This is a genomic window from Enterococcus sp. E4-150 (assembly GCF_035726465.1).
Taxonomy (GTDB): Bacteria; Bacillota; Bacilli; order Lactobacillales; family Enterococcaceae; genus Enterococcus_B; species Enterococcus_B faecium.
Genome location: NZ_JAPRGK010000005.1, coordinates 144990 through 169168 on the forward strand (window position 1 = coordinate 144990; position 24179 = coordinate 169168).

Consider the following 24179-nt stretch of genomic DNA (forward strand, 5'->3'; position numbering starts at 1 on the left):
AGAACATACAGAAACTTTGTATGACGTCTAAAAAGAAAAAAGCGACTGCGGCAAAACAGCGGCCAGCCAACTCCTGCTCTTTTGCCGCTTTTCTTTGGCTTTTTTCATATGATACAGAATAAGAAAGGATCTGTAAAAATGGCACAAAAAACAACAACTGCAACTGCAGTTGAGGAAAAGAAAAAAGAAGGTTTTTGGTCCACAAAAATCACCGGCGTAAGTTTACCACTTTATTTGATCATGGTCCTTGTCCTGATCATTGCAATGGCTTTAGGGAAATTACCGACGAATATGATTGGACCAATCGCAGTTTTGGTTATTTTCGGTAATTTATTTCATTTTATCGGGACAAAAATCCCTATCGTCAAAAGTTATTTGGGTGGTGGTTCCGTTTTTGCGATCTTCGCTTCTGCTGCGATTGCTACATTTGGGATCTTACCTGAATATGTAGTGAAATCCACAGAAAACTTTGTCAGCAATATGGGCTTTTTGGACTTTTATATTGCTGCCTTGATTACTGGTAGCATCCTTGGTATGAACCGTAATCTATTGATGAAAGCTTCTGTTCGTTTTATTCCCGTTGCACTTATTTCAATGGTCGTCTCCTTTTTTGCCGTAGGACTCGTGGGCATGCTTATCGGAAATGGTTTTGCAAATTCCGTTTTATACATCTCATTACCTGCGATGGCTGGTGGTGTTGGAGCCGGAGCCGTTCCTTTATCAACGATTTATGCAAATGTTTTAGGTACGGATGCTTCTTCTATCATTTCCCGCCTGATTCCTGCTACAGCAATGACAAATGTCTTAGCTATCATCGGTGCAGCATTAGTTGCTCGTGCTGGACAATCAATGCCAAAATTCAACGGCAATGGTAAATTAATGGAAAAAGGCGATCTTGGCGATGGAAAACCTCGAACTGTGAAACCTTCCATTCCACAGTTAGGTGTTGGTTTGATGGTATCATTGACTTTCTTCATCTTAGGACAAATTGGTAACTATTTTGTTCCTAAAGTCCATGCATACGCATTTATGATCATTATCGTTGTCATCTGTAAAATCGCCAACCTATTACCAGAATATTATGAAGATGCAGCTATCATGTTCAATAACTTGATTGTCAAAAACTTGACAGCAGCTGTTCTTGCCGGTATCGGTATTGCGTTGCTGAATCTGAATGTATTAGCTTCTGCTTTGACATGGCAATTTGTTGTCTTATGTCTGACAAGTGTTATCGCGATTTCAGTTGTTTCAGGATTTGTCGGTCGTTTGTTTGGTTTATATCCAATTGAATCAACTATTACTGCTGGCTTATGCAACAACTCGATGGGCGGAACAGGAAATGTAGCCGTCTTATCTGCAGCTAATCGGATGGAACTTATTGCTTTTTCTCAAATGGGCAATCGACTTGGTGGTGCCATCGTTTTGATCATCTCTGGTTTCTTGATGCAATTACTTTCTTAGTCAAAAAAACAAAAATACCTGATCATCAAGTATCGGCTTGATGATCGGGTATTTTTTTGATAAAGATTTACAGGATTTTCAAAAATCTTTTTTGCATTTTATCGGAATGATAACCGATGTGTTCATAAAATTGGTGTGCTTCTACTCTGTATTCTGCAGAATTAAGCCTTATTGCCGTTATACCTCGTTTTTTCGCTTCTTCTTCTACGCCAGTCATCAAAGCCTTTCCGATTCCTCTTTTTTCAGCATATTTAGACACAGCAAGTGCCATAATATTGAACATTGGATCGCTGAAAATCGATTCATAGGACTCCGCTTGTACATAGCCAGCTGCTTTTTTAGAAGTAGGATCTTCATAAACCAAGAAAAAATTTTTCTCTGGCTCCTTCAGCAGTTTCTTCATTTGTCTCACCGTAACGGTTAATGGTATATCATACCCTAATTGATCCGCATTGATTTCACGTAGTGCTTCTGCATCTTCTAAACGCATTTCCCGTAACATCCAAATCACCAGCCAATTTCTGATTTTTTAAAATGAATTTTTTTATCATAGTATACTCTTTTTTTCATTTAAAACAATATGTTTCAGTGATTTTGACTTGCGTTAGTCTAGATTCTCCTAATGTTTGTAAGATGACAAAGGCATTGTAACAATTGACCAAAAGAACCACGAGGACAATTACTTGAAAAATAAAGGTCACTTTTTTTGGAGACAAAATCCTGCTAAATTTTGCTCCCCACAAACCTCCAATAACAGCAGCGGGGATAATATAAAACAACATAGATAAATCAAAGCGCATAAAGCCACTTGTTAAAGCAATCGTTACTAATTTAGCCAGTTGAGAAAAGAAAATCGTAGATAGAGAATACAGCGTTGCTTCTTTTATTGGCAAGGCAAACATCAGCATCAGTAATGAAACATTGATGGGTCCACCACCGATACCTAAAAAGCTAGCTAAAAAGCCCAAGATCCCCCCACATATAAGATACCAAATCCATGACGTTAGATGAAATTTTGGCTGATGATGCTTGGTGTAGAAGAACGCAAAAACCAAGGTCAATACCGTCAAGAAAATTTGGATCAGCTGCACATGCTTTTCATTTTCAAACAACCGTAAAAAAACTTCGAATACAATGTTACCGGCTATTCCTCCAACTACAGCTCCACCAGATACCCAACCGACAATCTGCCAATTCAGCGATTTCCCACTTGATACTTGTCGCACTGTCGAAACAATAGACATCGTGAATACCGCAACCGTTGAGTAAAAAGAAATACCTGCAATAGAATGGGCACCGATAAGATCAAGAATCGGTTTGATCAACACGCCTCCGCCCATGCCGGAAATAGCGCCAACTGTATTTGCCAGAACGATCACCACAAAATAAATCAGACCAATCATATCATCTTGTATATCCTTTCTCTTATTTATATCTTTTAGCGATTTTTACTCTTTGCTTATATTATACAGTAAAAGAAACAAACGAGGCTTCGAAAGCTTTTCTACTTTTTAAGGAAATGTAGTACTAAACGAAAAGAGGTTGTGAAAAAGCTGTCCTGCATCAAGTAATAAGAACAGCCAAACAAAAATAGCTCCTCATATTTTTCGTTTGGTTGAACTTATTACCGCAGATGCAAGCTTTTGAACACCGTTTAAGGAAGAGGTCGTGAGCCTGCCGTTCAGCTCCGAGTCACAAGGAACAATTTCAAAAAACAGCTTCTCATGTTTGTTGAATATTGTGACTTGTGACCGAGGAGTTGGCAGGAGAACACCGTTTAAGGAAGAGACTGTGAAGTCAACGTTTTGACCTGATTATTAGAGAAACAAATGGCAAAATAGTTCTTCATATTTCGCCGTTTTTCGAGCGAATGCCGAGGGGCAGCTGATTGAACATCGTTTATTTGGAAAAAGGGATTGTGACAAGACGTTTGTCACAATCCCTTTTTTTATATCTTATTAATTCATTCTTTTGTTCTATTCTTCTTCCGCCATGAATGTATTGAATACTTCTTCAATCATGTCCCATTCTGCGTCTGTTTCGATTTGTTCTAACTCGCCTTCTGTTCCATCTTCGTTTTCGATGTATGCATAAGCTTGTAATTCTACATCTTCATCTTCTGAAACACCAGCAGGATATAAAAGAACATAGTTACGTCCAAATTCTTCTTGTCCGTCAACTGTTAGTAGGATTTCATATAATGTTTCATTTCCTTGGTCATCCACCAATGTGATGTGTTCGTGTCCTTCATGGTCGTGGGAATGGTTATGTTCTGTCATAAGATTACCTCTTTTCTTTTATTATTAAAATAATTGCTTACCTGAGCCGTCTAAATAATTTTGTAAGATCATCACAGCTGCTAATTTATCGATGACTTTTTTTCGTTTGGCTCTTGAAGTATTTGCCTGCTCTACTAGCATACGTTCTGCCTGAACAGTGGTTAATCGTTCATCTTGATAATCAACTGGCAAGGAGAATAGTTCTTTGATCTTTTCTCCGTATGACATGGAAGCTTCTGCCCTTGGTCCGATGGAATTGTTCATATTTTTAGGTAATCCAACTACAAACCGGTCTACTTCATATTGTGCTACTAATTCCTTCAACCGATCAAAGCCAAACTCTTCTTCTGCTTCATTGATCCGAATAATCTCTACTCCTTGAGCTGTCCAGCCAAAGGGGTCACTGATAGCAACACCTACTGTCTTAGAACCGACATCCAAGCCCATTACTCTCATAAATTCACTCCATGATTTGAGAGGTAGTCCTTGACAATTACTTCCATGATCTCATCGCGTTCGTGACGGCGAATCAAATTTCGAGCATCACGATAACGAGGAATGTAGGCCGGGTCTCCAGAAAGCAAGTAGCCGACAATCTGATTGATTGGATTGTAGCCTTTTTCTTCCAAAGCCCGATAAACAATCGCTAATGTTTCGCTCACTTCTTTTTTGCGACTATCGTCAAAACCAAAACGTACGGTTTCATCTGTAAAACCCATGATTCTACACCTCTTTCCCGCAAGGTAATTCCAGCTTACCTTCTACAACCTTATTTTACTCGAAGAAAGGGAAAACTACAAACAAATATTCCAAACTTCCGAATAAATTAAGAAACACTATTTGTATGTTTTTTTCCTTTTTTCTGTAGCTTTATCAAAAGTACTCTTTTCATAAAGTATACGCTATATTTCTTTGAATGTATGTTTTTACACAATTTTTTCATAATATTCATAAAAAATTCGAATAGCTGCTACTAATTTTTTGTTTTTGTTGCTTGTCCTGTCTCATAATTGATCGTGTAGCCATCTTGAACATTGTAGATAAAGACATTGAATTCAATTTTTTTGTCTTCAATGCTTTCTGCTTCCAATTGCACTCCCCTGGCTACCAGTTCATCCCCCTCAAAATGAGGAGTGACACGGTAGCGTACATGATGATTTGTTTCTTTGATATATGCCGCAATATCATTTTCATGGACAAGCATGTATGGAGCATTCAACGAACGTGTCCCTGTCATCAAGTTTTTAATGTTGTTATTTTGACCAGTCAGCTGGAAACCAATTAAATGGCTGCGATTATATAACCATTGCCCGTCACTTAATTTCTTTTGTTTCCAACCTGTCGGGTCAATATACAAAGGCTCTCTCTTTTCAGTAGGGAACAAATCTTTTCCAAGCATAGCATTGGCTTGTCCTACTCTGTTCAATTTATCAATATTTGAATAGCTTTCCCATGTTCCTTTGGAAAGGCTAAGATCCTCTTTTGTAAATTCCGGCTGATTTCCATTGATTTCTATTTCTTGATGTTTTCCATCATATTCTGGCACATCCGCTACTTGAGAAGCTTGTGGTATGGAATCAAAAATAGTTGTAATCTGCTGAAAGATATCTGAATCTTTTTGTGTGGTGGAAACACCGAATGCCCCTGCAATCACAGCAGCGACGATCCCCACGATCGCCTTGGTTGTTTTTTTGCTCATTTCTTTACTCCTTTACTAACAGCTCCCTAAATCTTAACATATGTTCCCCTATAAATAAATACTGGAAAGAAATAGAAACAGCAAAAAAATAAAACCAATTTTAAGATGGTTTAAAAATACAAAAAAGAGACGGATTCCTCGTCTCTAATCAGTCACAACTCTATCTGTAAGGTATTTATTATTATTCAAAAATTTTCTTCATACTCAAGACAATACACTGATTTCAAAACCGCTTGGTAAACGGTGCACAAAAGCTTGCATCTGCGGTAATAAGTCCATCCAAGTTAAAAACATAAGAAGTTGTTTTTGCTTGGCTGTTCTTATTACTTATTGCAGAGCAGCTTTTTCACAACCTATTTTAAGCGGGTGGCGGGAATCGAACCCGCGACATCAGCTTGGGAAGCTGGGATTTTACCACTAAACTACACCCGCAATACAAAAACAGTATACGCCTCTTTTATTCCTTCCTCAAGTTTTTTTATTCTTTACGCTTCTGGTATGTTTTGTAGTAAAATAAAACTAATCAATCAATTATTGGAGAAGATGCTATGACGGGAAAAGAATTAGATCTGTTGCTGGACACTTGTTTACTCGCTGGGAAAATCATGATGGAAAGCAATGCGGAGATGTATCGGGTAGAAGATACGATGAGTCGAATTGCTTTAGCTTCTGGAAATTTCCGTTTGGTCAGCTATGTCACTCAAACCGGTCTCTTTATTGGTCTTGATCGTACCTCGACCATCCGAATGGAACAAATTACCAACCGTTCGATTAATTTAGAAAAAGTAGTAAAAGTAAATGATCTTTCACGTAAATATGTTGCTTCAGAGCTAACATTAGAAGAACTTTACTGCGAACTGCAAGCAATCGACCGAGACCGTTCTTTCTTTCCTGTCTGGTTGCAAATCGTTAGCGCGGCAGTGATCAGTGGAACAATTATGGTGATATTTGGCGGAAAGATGACCGATTTACCTGTGACTTTAGTCATTGGAGGATTGGGATACGCAGCTTATCTATATAGTTTGAAATTTTTTAGAATCAAATTTTTATCGGAATTTTTATCTTCTTTATTGATTGGCATAGCCGCTATCTACAGCGTACGTTTTGGCTTAGGAAGCAATCAGGATCTAATCATTATCGGATGTGTGATGCCTTTAGTTCCTGGAGTTCAAATTACGAACGCTATCCGTGATTTGCTAGCTGGACATTATGTCTCAGGAGTTTCTCGCGGAACAGAAGCGATGATGACCGCTACGATGATCGGTTTTGCGATTGCTTTTATTTTCCAGCTTTTTTATTAGGAAAGGAACACAAGTATGGGGACGATATTTATTCAGTTTTCTTTTAGTTTTTTAGCGACTGCGGCATTTGCCGTTATTACAAATGTACCTAGGCGTTCATTGATTTGTTGTGGTCTTTCTGGTGCTTTTGGCTGGATGATCTACTGGATCTGTGTTCAAATAGGCGGATCTGCTGCTTTTGGTTCATTGCTTGGTTCTTTAGGAGTAGCATTCATCAGCGATCTTTTCTCTAAACGTTTGAAAATGCCCGTAACGATTTTCAATATTCCCGGGATGGTTCCTCTAGTCCCTGGTGGTTTAGCTTATCAAGCGGTTCGGAATCTCGTTACTGAATCCTATCGAGAAGCGGCTCATTATGCGGTCCAAGCAATTATGATTGCTGGAGCAATCGCTTTAGGTCTTGTATTATCAGAAGTCTTTAACCATAACATCCGTAATTTCAAAGTAAAGCGTGACGCAATCATGATGAAACGAAAAAAACGGCTTTTTAAATAAACGAAGTGTAACAAAGAAAAGGTTGTGAAAGAGACGTTCAGCCTTGAGCGATGACAAAATATCTCACAAACATTGCGACAAGTAACCGCAGGAGCAATAAGAAGTAATTATGAGTATTAAAAAAAGTTTTGTAAAAATAGCTTCTCACATTTTTACATAAAATTGACTTAATACTGAGAAACTGACTTTTGAACACCCTCTATCTGTAAAAAAGGGGCTGCGACATGATTTTTGTCACGGCCCCTCTTCTTTATTCAAATTTTTTCCAAAACGTTCGTTGATAATAAACGATCCATAGAGCGGAAAGTATTAGAACTAAACCGATCACAGGAATATTCACTAACCAAAATGGATAAAACAAAGCCAACATTCCGTATAAGACGATAAGAATAATACTGATGATCAATGAACCCATCATAGTTGCGACTAAACCCAAACTTCCTGAACCTCTGTTAAATAATTGGTTAATATTGGTCCAGTTCAGCAGCAGCAACCGATAATCTCTAGCGAAATAACGTAGTGACAATAAGTAGCAGCCGAATAAAGAACCAAATAGCAAGCTAGGGATAAAAAACAAAGGCAGCCGAAAAGACAGTCCGCTTAATAATGCGATCCCACCAGTTAAAAAACTCTGCAATATCCATCCGAATCTGAACTTTTCTTTTAAATATTGGTTCATAGAGATTGGCAAAGAACGGATAAACAGAAAATTTTCTTGATCCAAAGAAATAAGATTACTGATAAAAGAAGTCTGATTAACTGTTAAGAAAGCCAATGCGATCCCTACCAGGAAAACAATACCGATTAACTTATTATCTAAATCAGTTAATTTTATTTCGCCTCCTAGGGCAAAAGCAAGAATAAAAATGATTGGAGTTAACAAGGAAGAAGAAAGAACTTGCATAATCAAATTAGGTTCTTTTACTAATTGAGCATTGTAACTAAATAAAAGCTGATGCACATTTTGGTTCTTTTTATGGGTTCTTTTTATTTTGAACTCACTGTTTGAATCAGTCAGTTGCTCTGTAAGCTTTGGTACTATCAGCTGTTTTACAGCAAGGAAAAATCCCAGAGCCATGATAGCTAGTATTCCCCAACCCAATAAACCTTGTTGAGAAAGTGGCTGACTGGCAGCATCATAGAATGGCAATAATATCGAAATCGGATGCCGATCTGTTAACTCATTTTCAATAATAGTCCCCGTTTGATGATTCATCCACATGATTCCAGCAAATGCGATCAGCATCGAGCTGCCAAGCAAGATACTAGAAACTGTTTTTCTATGTTTTTTAAACACTGCTGTTCGAGCCAAACCAAAAACAATCAAACTAGCCAGACAAAAAAGAATAATCAAAAATAGAGAAAACAAAAGGATTGAGATAATGATAGTAAGCAAAATCCCTAGATCAGCTCGCCATCCGGTTAAAATAAACATGACTAGAAGCGGAAAAACAAAAGGGATGATGGTCAAAGCAACTACCAAAATCTTTGCTGAAAAAACCTGTCCTTGTCCAAAAGGCAGAGGCAAAAATACTTGCAGGTCATTTCCTTCAAAAAAGATATTATAAATGACTGATATACTTTGAGTTAAACCTAACATACCAAAAAGTGCCACGTAATAAGTAAAGAAACCTGGCAATTTAACAAAGTTCATAGCAAACATAGCAAATCCGTAAATCAGTAAAAAAATCAGCCCTGAAAAAAGATTTTGAGACAAAAGATAGATAGTTAATCGCTTTCCCTTTTTTCCTTTCTCTCTTGCTTTATTCGTGAGCTGTGGATTAACATATAAAAGATTAACTCGAATTAATTCTAATAATTGTCGCTTATACATACGGTCCATCTCCTGTCGCTTGCCTTCCAGCCATTTTCAAATAAATCTTTTCTAGCGTTTCATCAGGTGAGCCATTCAATAATTCACTAACTGCCCCCTGATAAATCAATTCACCTTTCTTCAAAATAGCCAGTTTATCGCATAACTGTTGTGCGGTATCCAATACATGTGTAGAAAAAATGACTGTTTTTCCTTTTGCGGCATGAGCCTTCATCATTTCTTTCAAATCAAATGCTGCTTGAGGATCAAGTCCTTGCAAAGGTTCATCCAATACCCAAATATCTGGATCTGGCAGCAACGTGCCGATCAAAATCGTTTTTTGACGCATTCCATGTGAAAAACTTGCGATTGTTTCATTTTGATGACTATACATATCAAAAAGCGCTGTCAATTCTGCTAAACGCTTTTCTTTTTTTTGTGTGTCTAATTCATAGGCAGCTGAAATCAAGTCCCAATATTCTCCAGCCGTCAATTGTAAAAAAATATCTGGGGAATCAGGCACATAACCGATTTTTTGTTTGATACTCAAGCGATTTTCCGTCAATTTCATTCCATCTACTAAAATCGTTCCCGATGATGGTTCAATAATACTAACTAAACTTTTAATCGTAGTTGATTTTCCGGCACCATTATGTCCTAAAAATCCAAAAATTTCCCCTTGTCTTATCGAGAGAGACAAGTCTTTTAATGCTTGTTTTTTCCCGTAACTTTTACTTACATTGATGAATTCAATCATTTCTGTACTCCTTTTGTTTGTTATTACTTTTTATTGTACCCTTCGTTATTGGTGGAGTAAATGTCAAAAAGAGTGCATAACAAAAAAGGATAGAAACGACTAGGCTGCTACTTGGGTTGTCTCTTCTACAGGAAAACACTCTTCTAACAGGTAAGATATGAGTCTTTGTTTTCTTTAAAATGATTCATTTTCTATCTTTTCTTGCATAAAATTCTTTAGTTTATCAATACTTCTCTTTCCCATCTCTAGTTGTTCTCCATTTGCAAATGTTACTATTTCGTTTACTCTGCTAATAGATGTGATGTTTTCAGTATTAATGATATAAGCTTTTAAATCTTTACATAAATACTCATATTCGAGTGATTTTTTATATTTTTTAATTGTGCCGTTTACGAGAATCTCTTCATCTTTCAATACTAGGCCTATTTTATTTTTATAACCTGGCATGCTCATTAGATAAAGGATTTCATCGTAATGGATATAGTGATCGCTATTACCATAACGGACAGTTGTCCACCTTTTTTTCGTAGCATGTTGAACAGGATAGTTTTCTTTTTCTTTCAATAAGTAACTTTGGATGCTTTTTTTATTTTTTTCATAAGTGAATTCTTTTATCAAATAACCACTAGGCGTAATCTTTCGATTAATAACAGTTATTGCTTTATTCGGATGAGACGTTAGATAAACAATTTTACACTTTTCATTCTTTTCTCTAAGCATTTCGCCTAGTTCGATACCGCTATAATAGGCGTTCAAATCGATGTCTAGGAAAAAAATATCTGAGGAATAGATTTCATTATTTTTAATGAATTCAACAAATTGTATAACGTTCAATCCCTGAACGATCTCAAATTTCCAAGGACTTAATAAAATTCTGGATTCTTCCAAAATTTCTACTAGCATTTTTTCAAAAACCAAACTATCATCCAAAATAAATATACGCGTTACCATAAAAAGTACCTCCACTCGATATTTTACTATCAAAATCATTTCATACAACTTTTCAACATACATGTTAGGAATAAATTGTAATTCTCTTCACAATCTTTTCCAACACCTTTGAAACCGATATCAAATACTTTCAGGATGCTGCTTCTAAAATAAATATCAAACAAATGAATACATCATGCAAAAAAAACCAGACAACCGACGTCCTTGCGTGTCAGCTGTCTGAGCTATGTTTATTTATTTTGTTCTTTTAAAAAGAACGATACACATACTGATTTTTCGGAGCAGAGACTTTCTCAGCGTTTGTAACAACTACAGATGGGATTTCACGCTTGAATGGTTGATAATAGTCTGATTGGATGGTTCCTTCTATTTTATACCATTCATCATTTTTAACCGTTACTCCTTCCGGCATATGCGTCAACAAACCAAAGACTCCTGAATCTGCCACACAATGGATAATGCCGAATCGGAACAAGAAGATATCTGTATTGCTATCGTTCGGTGTTTGGTAAACAAATCCTTCATAGCTGATTTTTTTGCCAATGAATTCGCTAGGGTAATTATAAATTAGCTCCATAACTTCTAAATAGTTTTCATCTGTGATCTTGATAGTTTGCTTATCCCCATACTTTTCTTTCAACTCATTCATTTGGTCTAAGTAGTCTGATTTGTTGAAATAAATACTGGTATCCGGCTTTAAGTATTGTGTCTGCATCTCCGGATCCCCTACTGATTCTTTACTTACTGGGAAATTAAATCCTTTGGCTTCTACGATCGTAGTGTCGAGACTAACTGTTGGAAACAACGTCCCCACGATTACTGGCAAAGCTAGCAGTACATAAGCGATTCCACGTTGATAAGGTTTTGACAACCCATGGTCATGATCATGCTCGTGTGCCTTTTCCTCTGCTTTTCCGTTTTTGACCCACAAATACAGCTGAACTAAAGCCAAAAGAGCAGATAAAATCATTGAAAGAATAGCTAAGTAGCGATAATGGACATTGATATATTGATCGAGTTTGCCAGAAACTTGCAAGTACATCATCAATTCGAAATACCCAGATAAAATCAAAAACCGCAGCATATTTTCCCTCCTAAATAAATAATGTGAATCCAATAACGCTAAGGGCAATCAGTCCGATCAGCGATAAAATAAAGCGTCCTGTAAAATATCGTTTCATCATCAGTAGATTTTTGATATCGACCATTGGGCCAAAGACCAAAAAGGCAGCTACAGGTGCTGTGCCGAACAGACTTAACAAAGAAGATCCTATAAACGCATCTGCTTCTGAGCAAAGAGACATCGTAAAGGCCAATAACAGCATGATGATAATGGCTAAAATCTTTGTTGAGTCGAGCGTTAGCATAATTCTAGTTGGTAAATAAGTCTGCATCGCAGCTGCGATTAATCCGCCAATGATCAAATAACGACCTGTATCAAAAAATTCGTCGATTGAATGTGTCAACACATGCCCAGTTTGATGGATCAGCTGATTTTTTGGTTCATTCTTCTCACTTTGTTCTTCTTCATGGACATGATGATGGTGATTTTCTGCTACTTTAGACGTGATTTTTTCTTTCAATACAGCGTCTTTTTGAAAATAGGCAAGCCAGACACCAATCACAAGGGCAACAAAAAAGCTGCCTATCACCCGCCAGCTTGCCATCTGCCAAGAATTGCCAAATGCGATAAAAGTGGAAAAAATCACGATTGGATTGATGATCGGAGCAGTCAGCATAAAAACAAACGCTGTGTGAACTGGTACGCCTTTTTTAACAAATTGATGAACGATCGGTACGATGCCGCATTCACATGAAGGAAAGAAAAATCCTAAGATCGAACCAGTAAAAATAGAGAAGATACGATTTTCAGGAAGCCATCTCTTCACACGTTCTGGGGTCAAAAATACTTGTAAGGCGCCTGAGATAAGACAGCCTAATAATACGAAAGGTAATGCTTCAATAACGATTGATAAGAAAATCGTACTCATCTGCAAAACCGAATTTGGAATAAAAGAAAACATGAGTTTCCTCCTTTTTATTTCTAGTTCATTCGCTTTGCAAATATACGCTTTTATTCAAAAAAAAACAAGTTGCTCTGTAAATTTTTACACAACTCTTATTTTTTACCAAAGCACTTCAATTGACTTTTTCTGTTATTCCCATTAAATTAAGGTCTCATACATATCACTTCTATCATAAAAGGGAGAATAAAAATGAAACAAACCACTAACTTGACTGAAGTTCAAGACATACTGCAACAGTCATCCGTTGCCGTCATTTATCTTTCGATGCCTAATTGCAGTGTTTGTCACGCTGTTCGTCCACGACTAGAGGAACTTCTCACACATTATGATATTCCGGCACTTCATTTGGATGCATTTGAAACACCAGAAGTAGCTAGTAAATTTGAAGTGCTGACTGCGCCAGTTGTCCTGATTTTTCATCAAGGAAAAGAAGTCTTTCGGCAAGCACGGTTCATCGACTTTAAAAAAATCCGTTATCTACTAGATGAACTGACAGCAGAAGATGATTCCCTTTCTTATGAAGAAATCTTCCGAACAAAATAATCGTTGTCCAAACAGAAAAAAGCGATTGAACAAGTGAAAGTTTTGCCTTCATTTGTTCAATCGCTTTTTATTTTTATTCTGCTGTATTTTCGGAATGCGCATTTGCGTCAGAATGCAAGAAATAGATCAAGGTTTGCAATTCATTCGTCAAATCAACATTTTGGATCAATACATCTGACGGAGCATTCAATCGAGCAGCGGTAAAGTTCAAGATTCCTTTGATTCCTGCTTCCGTTAACTGATTGACTACTTCTTGTGCTCTTTCAGCGGGTATCGTTAAAATTGCTACTTCGATTTGTTGGATCTTGATTTGTTCTGACATATCTTCCATTGGATAAACGGGGATACCGTCTACGATGCGCCCAACGATTTCCTCATTCACATCAAAAGCACAACTGATACGTATGCTATTACTTTGATGGAATTTGTATTTTAGTAAAGCACTTCCCAAGTTCCCTACACCGATCAGCGCAACATTTGTCAATTGATCGTCGTTTAATGTCTTTGCAAAAAAGTGCATAAGATCTTCTACATCATAACCATACCCACGTTTTCCTAATTCGCCAAAATAAGAAAAATCTCGACGGATCGTTGCACTATCTACTTGAACGGCTTCACTTAATTCAGTTGAAGACACTTTTTTCTTTCCAGCATTATTTAAAATCCTTAAATAGCGATAATACAAAGGCAGTCTTTTAGCTGTCGCCTTTGGAATAATATGATCTTTCACGAAATGACCTCCACGTATTGTCTAATTACATCTTTGATTTCTCCATCATAGCAGTATTTATAGGAAAAAATCAATTCCATTGCTCAGATATTGTGAAATTTTATTCTTTATTCATTTATTTATCATTTCTGCAAATCTCGCAGTATAATGGAATTTATGGTAGACTACTAATTGAAAAATAGTTTTTTATTTGAGGAGAATTCACAAAGTAGAAAAGAGGATTCCATGATATTATTACAAGCCAATCAGATTGCTCGCCATTTTGGTGCAGAAGTCTTATTTGAAAACATACATTTAGAAATCAGTACAGGCGCTCGTGTCGCTTTAGTTGGCAGAAATGGCGCTGGAAAATCGACTTTATTAAAGATCATTGCTGGAATTGAAGCACCTGATGAAGGAAAGATCGCTAAAAATAAAACAGCGACTCTCGGATACCTCGCTCAGGACACAGGACTTGATTCCAATGAAACAGTTTGGAACGAGATGCTGAAAGCTTTTGAACAAGTTAGACAAATGGAAGAGCGGATGCGCGAGCTAGAGATTTTCATTAGCGAAGGTACGCCAGACACACCTGCTTATAGTTCTTATTTAAAAGAATACGACCGGCTGCAACACGATTTTTCAGATCGAAACGGCTATGGTTATGAAAATGAAATTCGTTCCGTATTGCATGGGTTTAAATTCGATTCTTCATTTTATGATCAGAAAATCGATACTTTATCAGGCGGACAGCGCACACGTTTAGCTTTAGCTCGCATGCTTTTGCAACACCCTGACATTTTGATTCTAGATGAACCAACGAACCATTTAGATATCGAGACGCTTTCCTGGCTTGAGAATTATCTGCAAAGCTATACTGGTGCATTATTGATTGTTTCCCATGACCGTTATTTTTTAGATAAAGTAGTCAATGAAGTCTATGAATTAAGCAGAAGAAAAATGCGCCATTACAAAGGTAACTATTCGAAATATCTAGATTTGAAAGCAGAACAGCTAGCAAGTGAATGGAAGGCTTATGAAAAGCAGCAAACAGAAATCCATAAATTAGAAGACTTCGTTGCTCGGAACCTTGTTCGCGCCTCTACCACAAAACGAGCGCAAAGCCGCAGAAAGACATTAGAAAAAATGGTCCGGCTGGATCGTCCTCAAGGGGATGAAAAACAAGCAAACTTTCTATTCAGTATAGAAAAGCCTTCTGGAAATGTAGTCTTGCAAATCGAAGATGCCGCTATCGGATATGATAGTGTCACCTTATCTGAACCAATCAATCTAGATATCCGTCGTCAAGAAGCGATTGCTCTAGTAGGTCCGAATGGTATCGGAAAATCGACGTTGCTGAAATCAATCATTCACCAGATCCCTTTTATCCGTGGAAAAGAAACGCTAGGGACAAATGTCACCATCGGCTATTACGATCAAGGTCAAGCTGATCTGCATACAAACAAGACGATCCTAGCAGAATTGTGGGATGAGCATCCTACCACTCCAGAAAAAGAGATTCGAAGTGCTTTAGGTGCTTTCTTATTTTCTGGCGAAGATGTAGAAAAACCAATTCCTCTGCTAAGTGGCGGTGAAAAAGCACGGGTTGCTTTAGCCAAGTTAGCGATGAACAAAGAAAATTTTTTGATTTTGGATGAGCCAACAAACCATTTAGATATTGACAACAAAGAAGTATTAGAAAATGCATTGATCGATTATGACGGCACACTGCTTTTTGTTTCCCATGACCGATATTTCATCAATCGGATCGCGACAAAAGTCGTCGAACTCTCTGAAAATGGCAGCAAAGTCTATCTAGGAGACTATGATTATTATTTAGAGAAAAAGCAGGAAGAAGAAGAAATCGCCGAATTGTTGGCACAAGATGAGCCAGAATCTGCTCCTGCTCCCACGAACAAATCTGACTATTACCAAAGCAAAGAACAGCAAAAGCTTATCCGTAGCCTTCAACGAAAAATTACTCAGGTTGAAGAAGAAATGGCGCGGATCGATGAATGGATCGATCAGTTGGAACAAGAAATGGTCGCGCCAGAAAACCTGGAAGATCACGTAAAACTCAATGAGCTGAACCAAGATTTAGAAGCTGCTAGACAAGATCAAGAAACAAAATTGACAGAATGGGAAGAACTAAGCTTGGAATTAGAAGAATACGAGAATTAAAAGCCAATGGAAAGAGGTTGTGACAGCACTGTTGTCATAGCCCCTTTCTTTTTTATGCAGAAACATAGCGAAACCGTTCTCTTTTTCTTACTATTTTTCTCTATTGACAAAATAAACAATAATTTTCCGGCACAATTATTTGCTGTTTTTTACCATAACATAGTACGATCAACGTAGAAAAGGAGATGTTTTTATGAAAGTTGTTGTCATTGGCGGTGTAGCTGGCGGTCCTTCATTTGCCACTCGTTTCCGTCGATTGAATGAAGCGCACGAAATCATTATCTATGAACGCGGAGAAAATATTTCTTATGCAAGTTGTGCTTTGCCTTATTATTTAGGAGGTGTGATCACTGACCGTGACTCGCTGATCGAACGTACACCAGAAATATTGAAAACAAAAAACAACATCGATGTCTTTACTAAACACGAAGTAACAGCAATCGATCCTTCTACTAAGCAATTAACAGTTAAAGACCTATCCACAAATGAAGAAACAAAAACAGATTACGATAAGTTGATCATCTCTTCTGGTGCTAGACCAGATTATCCGGATATTCCCGGAGTTTTTGAAGCAGAAAACGGCTTTGTCCTTCGTAGTGTGACGGATGCGGATCGAATCAAATCGTTCCTTGAAGAAAAAAATCCACAACATGTCGTCATTCTTGGTGCAGGTGTCATGGGTCTGGAATTAGCTGAGAATTTCAAGCATCGCGGCTTAGACGTGACTTTAATCGATCAATTGCCACAAGTCGCTTTCCCTTATGATCCAGAAATTGCTGATTTAGTTTATGACAAATTGCTGAAAGAAGGATTAGCCGTTCATTTAGAAACAAGAGTTACTGAGATCCGTGATAAAGGTCGAGAAATAGTATTATCAGATGGCTCCGTCCTTTCTGCTGATATGCTAATTTTTGCTGTTGGTGTTTCTCCGAATAATGAAGTGGTGAAAGCAGCCGGCATAAAATTATCTGATACAGGACAGATCATTGTCGATGACCAGTTACAAACCAATCTGCCGGACATCTATGCGATTGGCGATATTATCGAAACGACTAGTGTAGTGACTGGTCAGCCGATCCAAAGTATGCTTTCCAGTGCGGCCAATCGTCAAGGACATATGTTGGCAGATATTTTAAATGGTACACCTATGCGCTATCGCGGATATATTGGTGCAGGTGTCGCAAAAATCTTTGATCATACAGCAAGTTATGCTGGAATGACAGAACATGCATTAAAAGCATCAGGCATAACAAATTATAAAACTGTTTTTATTACTCCTTTTGACCATGCCTATTTCTATCCAGGAGCTACAAGATTAAATCTAAAGCTGATTTTTGATGCAGATAGCGGTCGTATTTTAGGTGGACAAGCATTTGGAGAAAAAGGTGTCGATAAACGGATGGGAGAACTTTCTGTAGCGATCACCGGAAACTTGACAGTCTTTGATTTGCCTGATTTGGAGTTGCCTTACTCTCCACCGTATTCTACTACCCGTGACCCGTTGAATATAGCTGGTTATGTCGCAATCAATCAAATGACGAATATCGTAGAAACGATCAAAGCAAGTGATATACCCGAAAACGATTTGAAAGAAGCGTTCTTTTTAGATATACGTGAACCTAATAAAGCACCTTCTGGCAGTATCTCGGCAACAAAAAATATTCCAATGAATGAGTTACGAGATCGAATCAATGAAATCCCAAAAGATAAAAAAGTTTACATTACTTTCAGAAGAGGATTGAATACTTATACTTCTGCCCGAATCTTGGCAGGTTTGGGTATCAAAGCGATTTTGATTGAAGAATAAAAAAACGACCGCGGTGGGTAGCCGCGGTCTAGGAGTTATTTTTACTTGAGGAGTAAAAATGAAAAAGTATATAGGGTTGTTGGTTGGTATGTATATAGAATAGAAGATAAATGTGAAGAAATTGTGCATTATTTCTTCACATTTATTAGGTTATAGTTTAAGAAAGTTTAAACATTGTGTAATTTAATTATTTTAGCTGTTTCTTTTCATAAAAAAACATGTTGTGACTCTGAGACAAATCATAGTCCATAGTGATGTCTCTAGAGTAACTACGCCTAATATTACGAGGCATAATATTAATTCATCAGCACTAGTACCTAAACTAGCATCCCTTTCGAATATTTTTTCTTATATAATAAAGTTTGCTTTCACTCCTCTAATCTCACCAAATCGACTGGCTTGCGTTGTGTGATACTAGGAACTGATTTGTTTAGAACTACTTTTCTATTGTAATCATATTTTTCGCCATCCTCGTTGTCTTCTAATCCTTCAATGAATGGTCCCTAATGTGTGTATTAAGTAATTTAATTTTTTTGTTCCTATTTATTTAACAAATAAATAATATAAAAGGTAAATAAAAAAGAGTGGATTTCTCCACTCCATGAAAAGCCGACTTTTTGGGAGGCTTTTTTTGCCAAGCCTCACATTTTTATAGCCAAACTTCTTTTGCGACTTGCTGCAATAATTGGATTTTCTTCCATTGTTCTTCTTCTGTTAAATGGTTTCCTTCTTCTGTTGAAGCAAACCCACATTGAGGACTGATACTTAGATTTTCCAATGGTACAAATTGTTGTGCTTCTTTTATTCGTTCTTTTATTTTCTCCGTATCTTCCAAATCTGGAAACTTAGAAGTAACTAATCCTAAAACGACTTTACTTTCTTTGTTACTCCAATGTCTTAAAGGAGTAAAATCTCCTGCTCGGTCAGAATCGTATTCCAAAAAGAAACCATCATAATTTGTTGAAAACAACTCTTCTGCAATGGGTTCATATCCACCGGAAAACAGCCAAGAAGAAGCGTGATTCCCGCGGCAGATATGTGTTGTGATCGTCAAATCTTCTGGTTTGTCTTCCAGTGCGTCATTGATAATCTCTGTACAAATATGGGCCATTTCTTTCGGATCAATTCCTTTTTGAAGAAGTGCTTCTCTTTTAGTTTGATCAGCTAGAAACGCCCAATTTGTATCATCGAATTGCAGGTAACGGCAACCTTTTTCATAAAAAGCATGAATCGCTGCTTTGTAAGTAGAGGACAAGTCCTCATAAAAATCAGATAGATCAGGATAAATCTCCTTGATTTTTGAAGAACCATCATTAGATAGAATCTCTTGTCGTAAAATCATCGTGGGACTAGGGATCGTTGCTTTTGCAACAAAAGTATCATCTGTTTTCACTACTTCTTTCAGAAAAGCAAAATCTTTTAAAAATGGGTGATTTGGATTGAAAGATAATTTATCTACTACCCGAATATTATAAGCTGGAGCTGCTTTTCCGTGGAATGTTTGATTATATCCAGTTTCTGGAACATAGCCTTCGATACCATTTAGTTCTTCTAAAAAATCAAGATGCCAAAATCCACGCCGAAATTCGCCATCCGTAATTCCTTTGATGCCCACTGCTTTTTGCTCTTCTACTAATCTCTTTATCTCCTGATCTTCGATTGTACGAAGTTCTTCTTTTGAAAGTAAGCCTTCTTGAACTTTTTTTCTTGCTTCTTTGATCGATTGCGGGCGTAAGAAACTTCCGACATGATCTACTGTAAATGGTTTGTTTTTGCTCATTTCACTCACTCTTTTCTTTGTTTTTTGTAAAAAAAAATCCTTTTACTAGCAAATACTAGTAAAAGGACGATTATACTCGTGGTACCACCTTTTTTCAGAAAAAACATTCTTTCTCTCAGCCTGACAACAAAATCAGCGGTCTTGGTAACGAAAGACTGTTCGTTTTTGCCTACCTTTCGACAAAAAATCCTCTAAGGCCATTTTCGACAGTCAACTTCTAGCTTTTTACACCAACCAAAGCCTCTCTTGAACCATTTTCTGTCTACTTTCCTTCTCATCGGATACTATTAGAATAAAATTAGAATAGCATGTTTGAAAGAAAAGTCAATAGGGAATAAGAACAAACAAAAACTAATTTGTTATTCTTAGTAATTTGTTTGTGGAATACAATAAAGCTTTTCAAATATGATAATTATTCAGTCGTCCTTTCATCTTAGATCACTTCCTTAAAATGATCATACCCGTTTCAACCACATAAAAAAGGACTTAATTTTGAAAAATTTCCCATCAAAACTAAGTCCTTTTTATTATAGTTATGCAAATTTGCTTATTTTCTCGCTATTTCCGATACATCTTGAATTCTAAGAATAGGTCATTATAGATGCCTAGGTATTTCGATCCTAGATCTTCGTAGACTTCAAGATGGGAGATCGTGTCATCAGATGGATAGAATTGTTCATCCGACGAAATGTCTTTTGGCAATAACGCTTTTGCTTTTTCATTTGGTGTAGAATAACCAATATACTCTGCATTTTGTGCCGCATTTTCCGGTTCTAGCATAAAGTTGATGAAATCATAGGCACCTTCTTTATTTTTCACGGTTTTTGGCATAACGATATTATCAAACCAAAGATTGGAACCTTCTGGTGGGATTACGTAATGTAAATGTTCATTTTCCCACATCATATCGGCAGCTTCGCCAGAAAATGTCACTGCCACGGAGGCTTCTTCATTGATCATATACATTTTGATCTCATCTGCCACGATTGCTTTGACATTTGGCGTTAAATGATTCAATTTATTTGCTGCTTCTGTCAGCTGTGCCATATTCTTACTATTCAAAGAATAGCCTAAACTATTCAAAGAAAGCCCCATAACTTCTCGTGCACCGTCAATCAGCATCAAACTGTCTTTTAATTCCGGCTTCCACAAATCATCCCAATGCTTAATTTGATCTGCATCAAAGAATTTATCGTTATATACGATCCCTAAAGTTCCCCAAAAATATGGAATCGAATACTGATTATCTGGATCAAAATCCAAGTCTAAAAATCGTGGATCAATATTATTTAATCCTTTGATCTTCGAATGATCTAATGGAAGTACTAGTTTTTCTTTGATCATTTTTTGGATCATATATTCACTTGGTATAGCGATGTCGTAGTTTGTCCCACCTTGCTGGATTTTTGTGAACATCGCTTCATTAGAATCAAATGTTTCATAATTCACTTTGTATCCATATTCTTTTTCAAATTTCGTGATCAAACTAGGATCGATATAATCTCCCCAGTTATAGATGGTAAGTACCTTTGCTCCACTCATGCCACTTGTTTTTTCAAGTTGACGAACACCAAGCAGCAGCACCGCAATAATGATGAGAATACCTAAAAACAGAGATTGTAATTTTTTCATCGCAGCCGTGCCACCCCCTCGCGTACTCTTCTGTTTTTCTTCAGCCGTTTTGGACGGTTTTCTTTACTAATGAAGTAGTATCCAATGACCAATATCATGGAGAACAAGAAAACTAACGCACTTAGCGCATTGATTTCTAAACTGATTCCTTGTCTTGCACGAGAATAAATCTCTACTGAGAGCGTCGTAAAGCCATTTCCTGTGACGAAAAACGTAACCGCAAAATCATCAAGAGAATAGGTAAATGCCATAAAATATCCAGCTATGATTCCTGGAGAAAGATAAGGCAAAATGATATTTTTGACTACTTGGAAATTATTAGCACCAAGATCTCTAGCCGCATCAACCATTGAATCGTTCATTTCCTGCAATTTTGGCAAGACCATCAAGACGACGATTGGAATGCTGAAAGCAATATGGGAAAGCAATACACTCTGAAAACCTAATCCGAATCCTAGTAGTGTAAAGAAAATCAAGAAACTAGCACCGATAATAACATCAGGAGAGACTAATAAGATGTTATTCATGCTCAACAACGCTGTCCGTGCACGTCGTTTCTTCGTGTAATAGATCCCCATAGCCCCAAATGTCCCGATGATCGTGGCGATCAATGCAGATAAGAAAGCCAGCATGAACGTATTCAATACGATAATGATCAAACGTGTATCTTCAAAAACAGCTTCATAATTTTCCCAAGTAAATCCTGTAAAGCTGTTCATCGTTCCTCCTTCATTGAAGGAATAAAAAATCAGATAGAAGATCGGTGCATATAAGAATAAAAAAACAATCCCTAAATAAAGATACGACCATTTAAATTTTTTCATTTATGAGCGACCTCCTTTTTTCTTCTCGCCTGTCAGGAGCATCACGATGAACATAGCAATGATTAAAATCACACCGATTGTAGAACCCATCCCCCAGTTTTGTGTAACCAAGAAATGCTGTTCGATAGCCGTTCCTAAAGTGATCACCCGATTTCCGCCAATCAGACGAGTCAGCATGAATAAAGAAAGAGAAGGAATAAATACTGCTTGGACACCACTTTTCACACCATTTAATGATAACGGAAAAATCACTCGTCGGAAGGTCTCAAAGCTATTCGCGCCTAAATCTCTACTAGCACTGATCAAAGAAGGATTCATCTCTTCCAATGCATTGAAAATTGGCATAATCATAAATGGAATCTCGATATACGTTGCCACGAACAGAAAACTGAAGTCTGTGAATAATATCTGTTTCGGCCCGATCCCGATAAAATCAAAGAAATGATTCACGCTGCCGTGCACACTGAAAATCCCAATAAATGCGTAAGCTTTAAGCAGCAGATTCACCCATGTAGGCAAAATAATCAGCATCAGCCATAATTGCTTGTGCTTCAGTTTTGTTAAAAAATAAGCAGTCGGGTAACTGATGATCAGCGTGAAAAACGTGATCAAAAATGCATACCATACAGAATTGATCGTCATAGAAAGCGATGTCCCCGACGTAAAATAAGATAGATAATTATTCAGCGTGAATTGCCCATTCATATCAAAAAAAGATTGATAAATGATCATTAATACAGGCGCGATCACGAATAAACCGAGCCACAAAATATAAGGGACGGAATAGATCCTGCGCATTGTTTTCATTCTTGTCCCCCCTATTCTTCGTAGCTGTCAAGACGTGCATCGAATTCTTCTTCAGACTCGTTGAAACGCATGACATGGATATCTTCTGGCTCAAAGGCCAATCCTACTTTGCTTCCTTCTTTAGCTTTTTTCGTTGAATGGACCATCCATTCATTTTGCTGTTCATCATAACAGATGATTTCATAATGGACACCACGAAACAGCTGAGTATCGACCGTTACGACTAGTTTTCCTTTATCTGGTGTCGTGATCGTCAAATCCTCTGGGCGTAAAACAACTTCAACTGGTTCATTTAGACGCATCCCGCCATCGACACATTCAAATTGCTTACCAACAAACTCAACTAGATTATCTTCGATCATTACACCGTCCACGATATTGCTCTCCCCAACAAAATCAGCAACGAAATGATTGATTGGCTCATCATAAATATCTACGGGTGTACCACTTTGGACGATTTTCCCTTTATTCATGACAAAAATCTCATCACTCATTGCCAACGCTTCTTCTTGGTCATGAGTAACAAAAATAAACGTGATTCCTAATCGTTGTTGCAGATCCCGCAGTTCATACTGCATATCTGTACGTAGTTTCAAATCAAGCGCCGATAACGGTTCATCTAGTAGCAATACTTTCGGTTCATTTACAATTGCTCGTGCAATCGCTACACGCTGTCTTTGACCACCAGACATTTCACTGATCTCCCGTTTTTCGTATCCAGGAAGCTGGACCATACGCAAAGCATCTTTTACCTTCTTTTCGATATCTGATTTGGACATTTTCTTGATCTTCAATCCAAAAGCAACGTTATCAAAAACATTCATATGAGGAAAAAGTGCATAGTCTTGGAAGACTGTATTTACTTGTCGCTTATTAGCTGGCAAATCATTCAACCGTTTCCCTTCAAAATAGATGTCCCCTTCTGTAGCTTCGGTGAATCCAGCTATAATACGTAGGATCGTTGTTTTGCCACAGCCGGAAGGACCAAGCAGTGTATAAAATTTTCCTTGTTCGATCTCAAAACTTACTTTTTTTAATACTGTTTCATCATCATAGCGTTTCACTACTTGATCAAATGAAATGATTGGTTTCCCCACGTTTTTACCCCCTATA

At 37.3% G+C, this 24179-nt stretch carries 23 protein-coding genes, 1 tRNA gene and 1 other annotated feature; of the genes, 6 read left to right on the forward strand and 18 right to left on the reverse strand.

Annotated elements, in window-relative coordinates:
• Positions 1 to 138 precede the first annotated feature (138 nt).
• Positions 139 to 1461, forward strand: coding sequence for a 2-hydroxycarboxylate transporter family protein (locus tag OZ002_RS06355; RefSeq protein WP_325082946.1), 1323 nt, complete (start codon positions 139 to 141; stop codon positions 1459 to 1461).
• A 67-nt stretch (positions 1462 to 1528) separates the two neighbouring features.
• Here OZ002_RS06355 and OZ002_RS06360 read toward each other — a convergent pair whose 3' ends face one another.
• The 7 genes from OZ002_RS06360 to OZ002_RS06390 all read right to left on the reverse strand — a co-directional run bounded on the left by OZ002_RS06360 (position 1529) and on the right by OZ002_RS06390 (position 5871).
• Positions 1529 to 1963, reverse strand: coding sequence for a GNAT family N-acetyltransferase (locus tag OZ002_RS06360; protein WP_002306155.1), 435 nt, complete (start codon positions 1961 to 1963; stop codon positions 1529 to 1531).
• A gap of 64 nt (positions 1964 to 2027) precedes the next feature.
• Positions 2028 to 2864 (reverse strand): sulfite exporter TauE/SafE family protein, encoded by an 837-nt coding sequence (locus OZ002_RS06365; protein ID WP_086295030.1) that lies wholly within the window; start codon positions 2862 to 2864, stop codon positions 2028 to 2030.
• Between the two features lie 573 nt (positions 2865 to 3437).
• Positions 3438 to 3740 (reverse strand): DUF1292 domain-containing protein, encoded by a 303-nt coding sequence (locus OZ002_RS06370; RefSeq protein ID WP_002354441.1) that lies wholly within the window; start codon positions 3738 to 3740, stop codon positions 3438 to 3440.
• A gap of 24 nt (positions 3741 to 3764) precedes the next feature.
• Complete coding sequence (gene ruvX / locus OZ002_RS06375; protein ID WP_002296503.1) at positions 3765 to 4196, reverse strand: Holliday junction resolvase RuvX; 432 nt, start codon at positions 4194 to 4196, stop codon at positions 3765 to 3767.
• Positions 4193 to 4459, reverse strand: a complete 267-nt coding sequence (locus OZ002_RS06380; RefSeq protein ID WP_002290885.1) for an IreB family regulatory phosphoprotein — start codon at positions 4457 to 4459, stop codon at positions 4193 to 4195. The genes ruvX and OZ002_RS06380 overlap by 4 nt, the downstream gene beginning before the upstream one ends.
• A 254-nt stretch (positions 4460 to 4713) precedes the next feature.
• Positions 4714 to 5439 carry a DNA/RNA non-specific endonuclease gene (locus tag OZ002_RS06385; RefSeq protein ID WP_086295032.1) on the reverse strand — a complete coding sequence of 242 codons (726 nt, stop codon included), beginning with the start codon at positions 5437 to 5439 and terminating at the stop codon, positions 4714 to 4716.
• A gap of 361 nt (positions 5440 to 5800) precedes the next feature.
• Positions 5801 to 5871: transfer RNA gene (locus OZ002_RS06390), tRNA-Gly, on the reverse strand.
• Positions 5872 to 5987: 116 nt separating this feature from the next.
• Here OZ002_RS06390 and OZ002_RS06395 point away from each other — a divergent pair.
• Entirely contained in the window at positions 5988 to 6740 is a 753-nt protein-coding gene (locus tag OZ002_RS06395) for a threonine/serine exporter family protein (RefSeq protein ID WP_086295034.1), read from the forward strand.
• A gap of 15 nt (positions 6741 to 6755) precedes the next feature.
• Positions 6756 to 7235 (forward strand): threonine/serine exporter family protein, encoded by a 480-nt coding sequence (locus OZ002_RS06400; RefSeq protein WP_002289868.1) that lies wholly within the window; start codon positions 6756 to 6758, stop codon positions 7233 to 7235.
• Between the two features lie 250 nt (positions 7236 to 7485).
• Here the strand turns inward: OZ002_RS06400 and OZ002_RS06405 are convergent, their stop codons facing one another.
• The 5 genes from OZ002_RS06405 to OZ002_RS06425 all read right to left on the reverse strand — a co-directional run bounded on the left by OZ002_RS06405 (position 7486) and on the right by OZ002_RS06425 (position 12780).
• Entirely contained in the window at positions 7486 to 9069 is a 1584-nt protein-coding gene (locus OZ002_RS06405) for an ABC transporter (RefSeq protein ID WP_086295036.1), read from the reverse strand.
• Positions 9062 to 9805, reverse strand: a complete 744-nt coding sequence (locus tag OZ002_RS06410) for an ABC transporter ATP-binding protein (protein WP_002287741.1) — start codon at positions 9803 to 9805, stop codon at positions 9062 to 9064. The genes OZ002_RS06405 and OZ002_RS06410 overlap by 8 nt, the downstream gene beginning before the upstream one ends.
• Before the next feature lie 174 nt (positions 9806 to 9979).
• Positions 9980 to 10756, reverse strand: coding sequence for a LytR/AlgR family response regulator transcription factor (locus tag OZ002_RS06415; protein ID WP_002287742.1), 777 nt, complete (start codon positions 10754 to 10756; stop codon positions 9980 to 9982).
• A gap of 247 nt (positions 10757 to 11003) precedes the next feature.
• Positions 11004 to 11840, reverse strand: coding sequence for a TIGR03943 family putative permease subunit (locus OZ002_RS06420; protein WP_002287743.1), 837 nt, complete (start codon positions 11838 to 11840; stop codon positions 11004 to 11006).
• Between the two features lie 10 nt (positions 11841 to 11850).
• Positions 11851 to 12780, reverse strand: coding sequence for a permease (locus OZ002_RS06425; protein ID WP_325082947.1), 930 nt, complete (start codon positions 12778 to 12780; stop codon positions 11851 to 11853).
• Positions 12781 to 12972: 192 nt separating this feature from the next.
• Between OZ002_RS06425 and OZ002_RS06430 the strand changes: the two genes are divergently transcribed.
• Entirely contained in the window at positions 12973 to 13326 is a 354-nt protein-coding gene (locus OZ002_RS06430; protein ID WP_002287745.1) for a thioredoxin family protein, read from the forward strand.
• A gap of 73 nt (positions 13327 to 13399) precedes the next feature.
• Here the strand turns inward: OZ002_RS06430 and OZ002_RS06435 are convergent, their stop codons facing one another.
• The gene (locus OZ002_RS06435; protein ID WP_002287746.1) at positions 13400 to 14056 is read right to left on the reverse strand and encodes a redox-sensing transcriptional repressor Rex; all 657 of its coding nucleotides are present in this window, start codon (positions 14054 to 14056) and stop codon (positions 13400 to 13402) included.
• Between the two features lie 225 nt (positions 14057 to 14281).
• Here OZ002_RS06435 and OZ002_RS06440 point away from each other — a divergent pair, with 225 nt between their 5' ends.
• Positions 14282 to 16216, forward strand: a complete 1935-nt coding sequence (locus OZ002_RS06440; protein WP_086295039.1) for an ABC-F family ATP-binding cassette domain-containing protein — start codon at positions 14282 to 14284, stop codon at positions 16214 to 16216.
• A gap of 193 nt (positions 16217 to 16409) precedes the next feature.
• Complete coding sequence (locus tag OZ002_RS06445) at positions 16410 to 18023, forward strand: FAD-dependent oxidoreductase (protein ID WP_086324606.1); 1614 nt, start codon at positions 16410 to 16412, stop codon at positions 18021 to 18023.
• 649 nt (positions 18024 to 18672) lie between these two features.
• On the opposite strand, the gene OZ002_RS06450 is transcribed toward OZ002_RS06445, so the two are convergent.
• The 5 genes from OZ002_RS06450 to OZ002_RS06470 form a co-directional block, all read right to left on the reverse strand.
• Positions 18673 to 19803, reverse strand: a complete 1131-nt coding sequence (locus tag OZ002_RS06450) for a 5-methyltetrahydropteroyltriglutamate--homocysteine S-methyltransferase (protein ID WP_325082950.1) — start codon at positions 19801 to 19803, stop codon at positions 18673 to 18675.
• A gap of 59 nt (positions 19804 to 19862) precedes the next feature.
• Positions 19863 to 20090 (reverse strand) — a binding site (T-box leader).
• Positions 20091 to 20361: 271 nt separating this feature from the next.
• A complete protein-coding gene (locus tag OZ002_RS06455; protein ID WP_002293464.1) occupies positions 20362 to 21435 on the reverse strand; it encodes an ABC transporter substrate-binding protein in 1074 nt (357 codons plus the stop codon).
• Complete coding sequence (locus OZ002_RS06460; protein WP_002287036.1) at positions 21432 to 22259, reverse strand: ABC transporter permease; 828 nt, start codon at positions 22257 to 22259, stop codon at positions 21432 to 21434. The genes OZ002_RS06455 and OZ002_RS06460 overlap by 4 nt, the downstream gene beginning before the upstream one ends.
• Positions 22260 to 23066 (reverse strand): ABC transporter permease, encoded by an 807-nt coding sequence (locus OZ002_RS06465; RefSeq protein ID WP_002287038.1) that lies wholly within the window; start codon positions 23064 to 23066, stop codon positions 22260 to 22262. It abuts the gene before it with no gap.
• Positions 23067 to 23077: 11 nt separating this feature from the next.
• Positions 23078 to 24163: an ABC transporter ATP-binding protein gene (locus OZ002_RS06470; protein ID WP_002287039.1), complete on the reverse strand. Its 1086-nt coding sequence runs from the start codon at positions 24161 to 24163 to the stop codon at positions 23078 to 23080.
• Between the last annotated feature and the right edge of the window lie 16 nt (positions 24164 to 24179).